Source organism: Novacetimonas pomaceti (assembly GCF_003207955.1).
In the GTDB taxonomy this organism is placed as follows: domain Bacteria; phylum Pseudomonadota; class Alphaproteobacteria; order Acetobacterales; family Acetobacteraceae; genus Novacetimonas; species Novacetimonas pomaceti.
The window spans coordinates 1-1,527 of record NZ_NOXG01000089.1; the positions used below are offsets into that span (position 1 = coordinate 1).

Annotated in this window: 1 protein-coding gene; it reads left to right on the forward strand. The window is 51.8% G+C overall.

All coding sequences use genetic code 11. The annotated features are described in order from the left end of the window. Positions 1–1,520, forward strand: a 1,520-nt coding sequence (locus tag CFR71_RS15715) for an IS4 family transposase (protein ID WP_207781410.1), incomplete at its 5' end; no start/stop codon positions are given. Between the last annotated feature and the right edge of the window lie 7 nt (positions 1,521–1,527).

Here is a 1,527-nt window from a genome sequence, read left to right on the forward strand (position 1 = left end):
GCTTGCAGTTACCCACAAATCTGCTGTTCTTGAATTTTGTGCTTGATGCAGATGAATCTGTTGTGATTCCTTTTCTGTCACCTTTATGCAGGCGGGGTGTGAGAATGGTACAGGATTGGGTCATACAGGAAATATCCGGATCTGACCTTGGCGACGAGCGCCTGAACAGGCGTCTGGGCACGATGCTCGCGGCACTTGCTGAACGACCGGGCAAGTCTCTCCCGACGGCATTTCAGGATTGGTCTGCGACCAAGGCAGCATATAGATTTTTTGCAAATGCAAATGTAAGCGAAGACAAAATCCTTGAAGGGCATTTTTCTGCTACCGCCCAGCGTTTCGATGCGACTGCAGGGCCAGTCCTGATCCTGCAGGATACAACGGAGTTTTCCTTCACCCGAGCATCTCCCGAAAAGATCGGGTTTACCAAGGTCTCTACGGGAGGCAGGGAAAAAACAGGGCGTTTCCGATTGCACACGCTTTGTGGTCTGTTGATGCACGCCAGTCTGGCCGTCACTCCGGAAGGGCTTCCGCTTGGTCTGACTGCCGCCAAATTCTGGTCGCGGAGCAAGTTCAAAGGAACCGCAGCCCTGAAACGCAGGATTAACCCGACCCGCATGCCCATAGAGCAGAAAGAAAGCATGCGCTGGCTCGACAACCTGCGCCGCTCCTGCGATCTGACTGGGGCCCCGGAACGATGCGTCCATGTTGGCGATCGGGAAAGTGACATTTACGAACTCTATTGCCTGGCTAACGAACTTGGAACAAACTTTCTGGTCAGAAGCTGCGTAGATCGTCTGGCAGAAGACGGGAATACCACGATCGCTCAGGTGATGGCTACAACTGAACCCTGCGGGATACATACAATCCGGTTTCGGGATGGAAAGGGTAAATTACAGGAAGCCAGATTATCCATCCGCTATGCCACAATGACCGTCTGTCCTCCCATCGGGAAACAGAAAAAATATAAACATCAGCATCTTCAGGTCATTCATGCCCAGGAAGTCGACCCACCGGGAGATCGGGCTGCCATCATGTGGAAACTGCTGACAAACCTGCCTGTCTCTTCTTATGAGGACGCCGTAGGCAAACTGGAATGGTATGCCCTACGCTGGAAAATAGAGACATTTTTCAGAACGTTGAAAACAGGATGCAAGCTTGAAGAGCTCCGCCTAACGACCGCAGGCCGGCTCGCAAACTGTATCGCCTTATGCTGCGTGGTGGCCTGGCGTATCTCATGGATAACAATGCTCAGGCGTGAATTACCAGGGACGTCGCCTTCTACCGTTTTTACAGATGTGGAACGCCAAATACTCGAACAGTTCACACCCATACGCAAACTCAGCACTTCACCAGACCTGGATTTTTACATCCGGGCAGTCGCCAGACTGGGTGGTTACCTTGATCGCGCTTCCGATGCTCCGCCCGGAACAACTGTTATCTGGAGAGGAATGTCTCGCCTGGCAGATATCGTTACAGGTGCTCTCTCCTATCAAATTACAGAAGAAAAAATTTATGGGTAACTGCAAG